Below are 7537 nucleotides of genomic sequence, written 5' to 3'. Positions count from 1 at the left end.
ATAGATAGTTATATAAAGAAAGAAGAGGAAGGAAACCCTTAAAAAAATAACTGGAAGAACTGGAATTGGAAGATTTTCCAAATCCCCACTTCCTCTAGAAAGCTCATTATCAACACATTATCGAAAAATGAACAAGACAAAATTGAAATACGACATCACAAAAAGCACCGCTCCGAAGATGCCAAAACTGGGAAAAGGCACCGAATGTATGCAACTTTTGCTCTCTCAAGTATCAAAAGACATGCACGAACCGCTAGTTCCGATGCTCTTCCCTATTCTTGGAGCGCAGGTTAGCGGCACAGAATTTCAGTATCCCGACCTCAGTTGGAAGGAATTATGTGGCATGATGGCCAATCTCGTTGCCGATTCGGGCTGCAATAAAGGTCAATTGGGAAACTTAGTGGAAGCCATCTGCCGAAACTTCCGAGAACACGACGAAAAGGAATTGGAGAAGCTAGTGGAGTGGCAGAAACAGATAAAATCTAAGTCGGCAAACAAGGAAAAGCCTGTTAGACCCGACGTGAGTTTCTGGTTTCCACCTGCCGACGTAACGAATGCCGCCTTTATTCTGAACGCTATGGGGTGTGAGAACCTGGGCGAGAGAACACAATACCTCAATCTGCCTGAGGTGGAGATGGCTGACCGGATGTGCGGCGGGCACAAGCAGATTTCGCAGATGCTGCGCAATATCTACGACCGCCAGCGCTCAGGAGCATTAAGAGCTACTGCCGATGGCGTGACCGGCAATCCAGTGCTCCGTGCCAACCTCACCATCTCCTCCACTCCGTATGCTGCCCGAAAATTCTATAAGAACGAACTCTTCAATGGTACCTTCGGGCGAATGGTGTTCTCGTATAAGGCGCGAATGGGGCGTGATGGAAGAATCCCGAGACAAGGCAGATATGACGAGGTATTCTATAAAAAACTCGACGAATATCTGGTGAAGCTCAGCATCTGCAAGGGCAGGTTCATCATCAAACCGCTGAACAAACTCACAGACCAACTGGCTCAGGATATGGCTACGCTTGCCGACCTGACAGACGACGATGTGTTTTGGGACATTTCGAAGCGTTCCATCGTGTCGGCGTGGAAGGCGGGGTGCCTGCTCTGGGTGCTGAACAACCAGACGTGGACGAAGTCGATGGGCGAACTGGTGGAGTGGCTGGTGTATCACGACATGTGGAGTAAGGCGAAACTCTTTGCCGATTTATTGAATCAGGATGCCGACTCAGTGAACGAGGCACAGCGAAGAGGTCCGAAGAACTTACTTGACGACCTGCCTAATTCATTTAACGAGGCACAACTGGAAGCGCTCCGCATCTCGCTAGGCAAAACGAAAGAGGGTACGAAAAACCAACTCTACAAATGGGTGTACCGCAAATTCATCACCTACAGCAACCAGACGGAGCTCTATACCAAGACGCAGGAGTATCTTACGGGCACGCCGGAAGCGAAGGAGAAGAAATAAACATAATTCTATAAAGAGAAAAGATGAATGGAAAAATATGAGATTCAGAAGCTGCGCGACCTTCCGATAGAGAAGGTCGCGAAAGAGATGGGGATGAAGGTAGAACATCACAAGGCACTCTGCCCCTTTCATGACGACCACCACGCCAGCCTCTCGTTCAATAAAGCAAAGAACAGCTGCAGATGCTATGTTTGCATGGGGGATTCCGTGGGCACCATCGACCTGGTGATGAAATACCTGGGGAAGGATTTTCTGTCGGCTTGCCGATGGCTCGCAGAGGAACATCAGGTTCAACTGGAGGAGGATAGGAAGAGAGAAGCTTCTTCCTCATCTTCTTCCCCCGGAGACTCTTCATCCGGTGGTTCTTCCCCGGAAGATAATTCGGGTGGTTTTTCTTCGGGAAAATCCTCCTCCTTTGATGCGAGCAGGTATGCGAGATTCTTCGAGCATCCCTGGCTCAACCTGGCGGCCAGAAGGTTTCTCTTCGAGGAGAGGAAGATTGATGAGAGAGTGGCTGCATGGTGCAGATTGACTTCCTGGACGGATAAGAAGGGCGTGAACTGGCTGCAGATTCCATACTTCAGCACGGAGGGGAAGCTGATTGGGATTCAGAACAGGAACCTGGATTACAAGAAAGGGGAATCAACTCCCCGATTCCGCTTTCCCTATGGTGCAAAATGCTCCATCTACAATCTGCCTATCGTGAGGGGGATGGCACCGGGCGAACAGCTCTTCATCACCGAGGGATGCAGCGACTGCTGGGCAATGCTATCTGCCGGGCACAAGGCGATAGCCATTCCTTCTGCCACGCTATTGAAGCCGGAAGATAAGAAATGGCTGGCGGAAATCGGCTCGCAGCTCAAGATAGAATGGCACATGTTTCCCGACAAGGATGCGCCGGGCGAAAGCCTATTTCTGCAACTCAAGGAGATTCTGCCCTCGCTGGTGCACCACCAGCTGCCCCCAGGATGCAAGGATTTCAGCGAGTATTATCTGAAAGAGAAAACCGAGTTTATCAATTTTTAAAACAAGATGAATATGGAAGAATTTATCATTCGTACGTACACCAAGAAGGAACTGGCCTTGATGTACTTTCCCGAGAGTTATCCACGCACAGCCGTCAACCATCTGATGGCTTGGATTCATCTCTGCACCCCGCTATGGAATGAACTCCTGGATATGGGGTACCGCAAGACGAGCAAGGCCTTCTCGCCTAAACAGGTGAAGGCCATCGTTGATTATCTGGGAGAACCGGGATAATGTTTAGAGTAAAAATGTGCCGCCATCGCACGGCATCAGCCACCATCGCACAACTGATGGTGGCTGTTTTTGTATCTTTGCATCGTGATTCAAAAAGCGCTAAAAATCACTTTCCTAGTTGGAGAAAAATATTTCTCCAGTTGGAAAAATGAAAAAAGGCTTCTGGGGGAAAGACCGGATTGCTAGTATTAACATTTTAAAATCGTATTGCTTATGAAACAGAACATGAAAGCATTCATCAAGTATCTCATCGTGGCCGTATGCTCTGCCATCGTCACCTTCCTCACCAGCTCGTGTACCGCGGGACTCGTGATCGGGAAGAACCAGAGGCAGCAGCAGGAGAACAATATCTCGACAAGGGCCGACTCTAGCCACTTCGTGCCTACTATCACCATACGATAGTCAGCTTAGAGTTAGAGTTAAAAGTTTAGAGTTAAAAGTTTACAGAGTATTAACAATTTAAATTTTAAGTAATTATGTCTATCAATTTGAAAGCAAAGGAAACCCTCATCCAGGTGGGTGAGTTGAAAGGTAAGTATCGTTTCGTGCTCAGTACCGAGCTTTACAGCAAGCTCCCTGAGAGCAAGGTTATCAAGGAGGCAGCTCTGAGAAGTGGCGTGAGCCGCGGCGTGATGCAGGCGTGCTGGGATGCTGCCGGCGAGGTAATCAAGGCGTGGTCAACCGAAGGCCACTCCGTAGCTATCCCAGGTCTGGGAACCATGCGATTCGGCGTGCGCGCCAAAAGTGTGGCTACCGTGGGTGAGGTGGCAGGCAGCCTCATCACCGCCCGCCGAGTGATTTTCACTCCGAACGTGGATATCAAGGATGAGCTGCAGAGAACTCCTATCCAGATTACCTGCATCGACCGCAATGGTAAGGTGGTGAAGAACGTTACCTCGGGCGACAGCGGTGACGTGGAAGACCCTGACAAGGACCCAAACGGCGGCGGCACTAACCCTGGCGGCACCGGAAACGGCGATAACCCTGGCGGCGGTTCACAGCCTGGAAATACCGAGGGAGGTAATACCCAAGGCGGTAATACAGAGGGCGGAAATACCGATACCGGCGATACCGGCTCTGAAGGCGGTGGAGATTTTGTAGATATGTAACCGTACATCTTAGGATTACAAATCACATCTCCCCATTCCACTCTCTATTTTCTGTTAAGTCTTTATACGCAGAATCCCCAATCCCAAGGCTCCATTGCGAGCCCCGGATTGGGGATTTTTATCATTAATAAGGAAACAGCAGCGGCAGGACGAAGGTCATCACCACGCCGATGATGATCTGCAACGGCAAACCGACCTTTACATAATCCATAAACGTGTAGCCACCCGCCTTCATCACCAGCGCATTAGGCGGAGTGGAGAACGGAGAGGCGAAGCACATGCTGGCTCCCAGGGTCACCGCAAAGAGGAAGGAGTATGGACTCACCCCCACCTGCTGGGCTGCCACCAGGGCAATAGGCGCCATGAGAACCGCCGTGGCAGTATTGCTGATAAACATCGTCATGAGCGAGGTGGTGAAGTAGATTCCTGCCAGCAGAGCCGTAGGGCCCATCGATCCCAGGCTATCCACCAGCCCCTGAGATACCAATGCCGAAGCACCCGTCTTCTCCAGCGCCGTTGACATCGGCATCATGGCGGCTATCAGCACGATGCTCTCCCAGTTGATGGTCTTGTAGGCAGCCTCCACGTTGCGGAAACATCCGGCAAAGACCGTGAGCAGTCCGGCGATGATGACCGCCGTAACCGGAGCCACCGGGATGAAATCGAACACCATCATGGCTATCATCAGCAGCATGATGGCTGCAGCCACAGGCGCCTTGTAATCCAGCAGAACCTTGTCGGCAGTCTTCTCCGGCTGATCCAGCACCACCCAGTTGGTAGTATCGGCAGTAAGATGCGTCAGGTTGGTCCATTCGCCCTGCACCAGCAGCATGTCGCCCACGTGCAGCTTGGCGGCTATCAGATTATCCGTGATGTATTCGTTGCCGCCTCTGCCACCCTCAGAAGAAGATGAGCCTCCGCCTCGCTTCACACCCAGCACGTTGATGCCGAATCGCTTGCGCAGGTTGGCCTCGCCGATGCGCAGACCGGCGAAGTTGGAGGTAGGCATCACAACGATTTCCGTCAGTCCCAGGTCGTAGAAATCAATCTTCACGTCCTTCATCCTCCTCAGTCCGTAATCCTGGGCAAAGCGCTGCATCTTCTGCTCGTCACCTATTATATATAGTATGTCGTGCTCCTGAATGGTACTGCTGCTCTTCGCCATGTTCTGGTTTACGTCCTGCACCAGTCCGAGTCTCGATTTCTTCTCGTTTCTAATCTCGATGATACTCACTCCGTATTTCTTCTGGATGCTGAGTTCCTTCAAGGTCTTTCCCACGATGTTCATCGGCTCGCCGTTTTCATCCTTGGCGGCAGCGGCAGAACGCTTGCTTGGCACGATGTAGCGATGCAGATTGTCGAGCAGCCGGTATTCATCCACCAGGTCGTCGAGCGACTTGGTTTTCTTCTTCTTTCCGCTCTGTTTCCTGCTGAGGAAGATTTTGCTGAGCGGCATGAGCACGATGATGCCGATGGCGATGACGATGATGCCCACGGGGAAGAAGGAGAAGAAGGCGAGCGGCTTGAATCCCGCCTCAGTAAGCACCTCGTCGATGACCAGGTTGGGCGGTGTACCGATGAGAGTGAGCATTCCGCCCAGGCTTCCGGCGAAGGCGAGCGGCATGAGGAAGCGCGACGACTGCATGCCCGAACCTGCAGCCAGGCTCATGATGATAGGCATCATGAGGGCCACCGTTCCGGTATTGCTCACGAAGGCTCCGATAAAGGAGGTTACGAGCATCACCAGCAGAAAGGTGACGGTTTCGTTGCCGCGCGAGAGTGCCATCAGTTTATTGCCCGTCAGCTTGGCGAGGCCGGTCTGCATGATGGCTCCACCCACCACGAAGAGGCCGATCATCATGACCACGATGGGCGAAGAGAAACCAGCCAGAGCTTCGGCTGGCGTAAGAATTCCGAAAACCAGGAGTGCTGCCAGGGCTGTGAGCGCCACGATGTCGGCTCTCACCTTGCCCCAAATAAACATGGCAACCGTAATGATTAAGATAATAAGCGTTATTGTCATGCTATAAAAAACTTTGATCTTTTTAAATATGATGCAAAGATACTTACTTTTTCTCGCTTTTTTTACCTCTACAATGCTAATTTTTCTAAAAATATGGCAGATTATTGGTGAAAAACTGCACTTTATTCATCAGTTTTCAGTACCTTTGTCCTCAAATCAATCAATCAAATAAAAAGAAGACTTAATAATTCATTAGAAATGAAACAGAACAATGTAAAACCAGCTGATGGCAAGCTGGGTATTATGGTTGTAGGTTGTGGTGCAGTATCTACTACATTCATGACAGGTGTGCTGATGGCCCGCAAGGGACTTACCAAGCCAGTAGGCTCAATGACCCAGTATGACAAGATTCGCGTGGGCAAGGGCGCAGACAAGAAGTATCTGCACTACAAGGACATCGTTCCTCTTGCCGACCTCAACGACATCGTATTCGGCACCTGGGATGTCTATCCTCAGAATGCCTATCAGGCAGCCATGTATGCCGAGGTTTTGAAGGAGAAGGACATCAACCCTGTGCGCGAGGAGCTGGAACAGATTGTTCCGATGAAGGCTGCATTCGACAAGAACTACGCCAAGCGCCTGGACGGCGACAACGTGAAGGACTGCAAGACCCGCTGGGAGATGGTAGAGGCGCTGCGCCAGGACATCCGAGACTTCAAGGAGAAGAACGGCTGCTCTCGCATCGTTGTTGCATGGGCTGCATCTACAGAAATCTACGTACCGGTGGACATGGAGATTCACGGCACATTGGCAGCTCTCGAGGCTGCGATGAAGGCTGACGACCGCCAGCACATCGCTCCATCCATGTGCTACGCCTACGCTGCCCTTACCGAGGGTGCTCCTTTCATCATGGGTGCTCCTAATACTACGGTTGACATTCCTGCCATGTGGGAACTCGCTGAGAAGACCCAGATGCCTATCGCAGGCAAGGACTTCAAGACCGGTCAGACCCTCGTGAAGAGTGGTTTCGCTCCTATCATCGGCACCCGCTGCCTGGGCTTGAACGGATGGTTCTCTACCAATATCCTGGGCAACCGCGACGGTCTCGTTCTCGATGAGCCAGCCAACTTCCACACCAAGGAGGTGAGCAAGCTCTCTACCCTGGAGACTATCCTGAAGCCAGAGGACCAGCCAGACCTCTATGGCCACGGCAACGACGAGGATACCCAGTATTATCATAAGGTACGCATCAACTATTATCCACCTCGCAACGACAACAAGGAGGGCTGGGACAACATCGACATCTTCGGATGGATGGGTTACCCAATGCAGATCAAGATCAACTTCCTCTGCCGCGACTCTATCCTTGCAGCTCCATTGCTGCTCGACCTCTGTCTGCTGAGCGACCTTGCTGCCCGTGCCGGCCGTTATGGCACCCAGCGCTTCCTGAGCTTCTTCCTCAAGGCGCCAATGCACGACTACACCAAGGGCGAGGAGGCTGTGAACAACCTCTACCAGCAATATACCATGCTGAAGAACGCCATCCGCGAGATGGGTGGTTACGAGGCTGATGAGGAAATCGACTAAGATTTTTCCGATAAAGGACTGAAGTGGATGATTTCACCCACACGCCCTGAAAGGGCAGAAGCTCCTAGCCCAGGGCAACACCCTGGGTACAAACAGCAACCATCAAGGCGCCCTGTAAGGGCAAAAGCTTCATTACCAACACTTTAAAGC

7 protein-coding genes are annotated in these 7537 nt (G+C 51.4%); 6 read left to right on the top strand and 1 reads right to left on the bottom strand.

The window, feature by feature from the left end:
• The first annotated feature begins 127 nt into the window (after positions 1-127).
• The 5 genes from CFT61_RS16025 to CFT61_RS16005 all read left to right on the top strand — a co-directional run bounded on the left by CFT61_RS16025 (position 128) and on the right by CFT61_RS16005 (position 3837).
• Positions 128-1468, top strand: a complete 1341-nt coding sequence (locus tag CFT61_RS16025; RefSeq protein WP_254919015.1) for a hypothetical protein — start codon at positions 128-130, stop codon at positions 1466-1468.
• Positions 1469-1495: 27 nt separating this feature from the next.
• Positions 1496-2494, top strand: coding sequence for a CHC2 zinc finger domain-containing protein (locus CFT61_RS16020; protein ID WP_089545397.1), 999 nt, complete (start codon positions 1496-1498; stop codon positions 2492-2494).
• A gap of 12 nt (positions 2495-2506) precedes the next feature.
• Positions 2507-2728 carry a DUF4248 domain-containing protein gene (locus CFT61_RS16015; protein WP_089545398.1) on the top strand — a complete coding sequence of 74 codons (222 nt, stop codon included), beginning with the start codon at positions 2507-2509 and terminating at the stop codon, positions 2726-2728.
• A 213-nt stretch (positions 2729-2941) separates the two neighbouring features.
• The gene (locus CFT61_RS16010; protein ID WP_089545396.1) at positions 2942-3130 is read left to right on the top strand and encodes a hypothetical protein; all 189 of its coding nucleotides are present in this window, start codon (positions 2942-2944) and stop codon (positions 3128-3130) included.
• A gap of 74 nt (positions 3131-3204) precedes the next feature.
• Positions 3205-3837, top strand: coding sequence for a DNA-binding protein (locus CFT61_RS16005; protein WP_089545395.1), 633 nt, complete (start codon positions 3205-3207; stop codon positions 3835-3837).
• Positions 3838-3961: 124 nt separating this feature from the next.
• Here the strand turns inward: CFT61_RS16005 and CFT61_RS16000 are convergent, their stop codons facing one another.
• Positions 3962-5860 (bottom strand): SLC13 family permease, encoded by a 1899-nt coding sequence (locus CFT61_RS16000; RefSeq protein WP_089545394.1) that lies wholly within the window; start codon positions 5858-5860, stop codon positions 3962-3964.
• A 198-nt stretch (positions 5861-6058) separates the two neighbouring features.
• Between CFT61_RS16000 and CFT61_RS15995 the strand changes: the two genes are divergently transcribed.
• Entirely contained in the window at positions 6059-7387 is a 1329-nt protein-coding gene (locus CFT61_RS15995; protein WP_089545393.1) for an inositol-3-phosphate synthase, read from the top strand.
• The last annotated feature ends 150 nt before the right edge of the window (positions 7388-7537 follow it).

This window comes from Segatella copri (assembly GCF_002224675.1).
Classification (GTDB): domain Bacteria; phylum Bacteroidota; class Bacteroidia; order Bacteroidales; family Bacteroidaceae; genus Prevotella; species Prevotella copri_U.
The sequence above is the reverse complement of the archived record's forward strand: the minus strand, read 5'-3'. Positions and strand labels throughout refer to the sequence as shown.

What these genes read in the sequence shown, in the direction of transcription:
- CFT61_RS16025 (WP_254919015.1), top strand. Translation starts at nt 128, where the DNA reads ATGAACAAGACAAAATTGAAATACGACATCACAAAAAGCACCGCTCCG.
- CFT61_RS16015 (WP_089545398.1), top strand. Translation starts at nt 2,507, where the DNA reads ATGGAAGAATTTATCATTCGTACGTACACCAAGAAGGAACTGGCCTTG.
- CFT61_RS16000 (WP_089545394.1), bottom strand. Translation starts at nt 5,860, where the DNA reads ATGACAATAACGCTTATTATCTTAATCATTACGGTTGCCATGTTTATT.
- CFT61_RS16005 (WP_089545395.1), top strand. Translation starts at nt 3,205, where the DNA reads ATGTCTATCAATTTGAAAGCAAAGGAAACCCTCATCCAGGTGGGTGAG.
- CFT61_RS15995 (WP_089545393.1), top strand. Translation starts at nt 6,059, where the DNA reads ATGAAACAGAACAATGTAAAACCAGCTGATGGCAAGCTGGGTATTATG.
- CFT61_RS16020 (WP_089545397.1), top strand. Translation starts at nt 1,496, where the DNA reads ATGGAAAAATATGAGATTCAGAAGCTGCGCGACCTTCCGATAGAGAAG.
- CFT61_RS16010 (WP_089545396.1), top strand. Translation starts at nt 2,942, where the DNA reads ATGAAACAGAACATGAAAGCATTCATCAAGTATCTCATCGTGGCCGTA.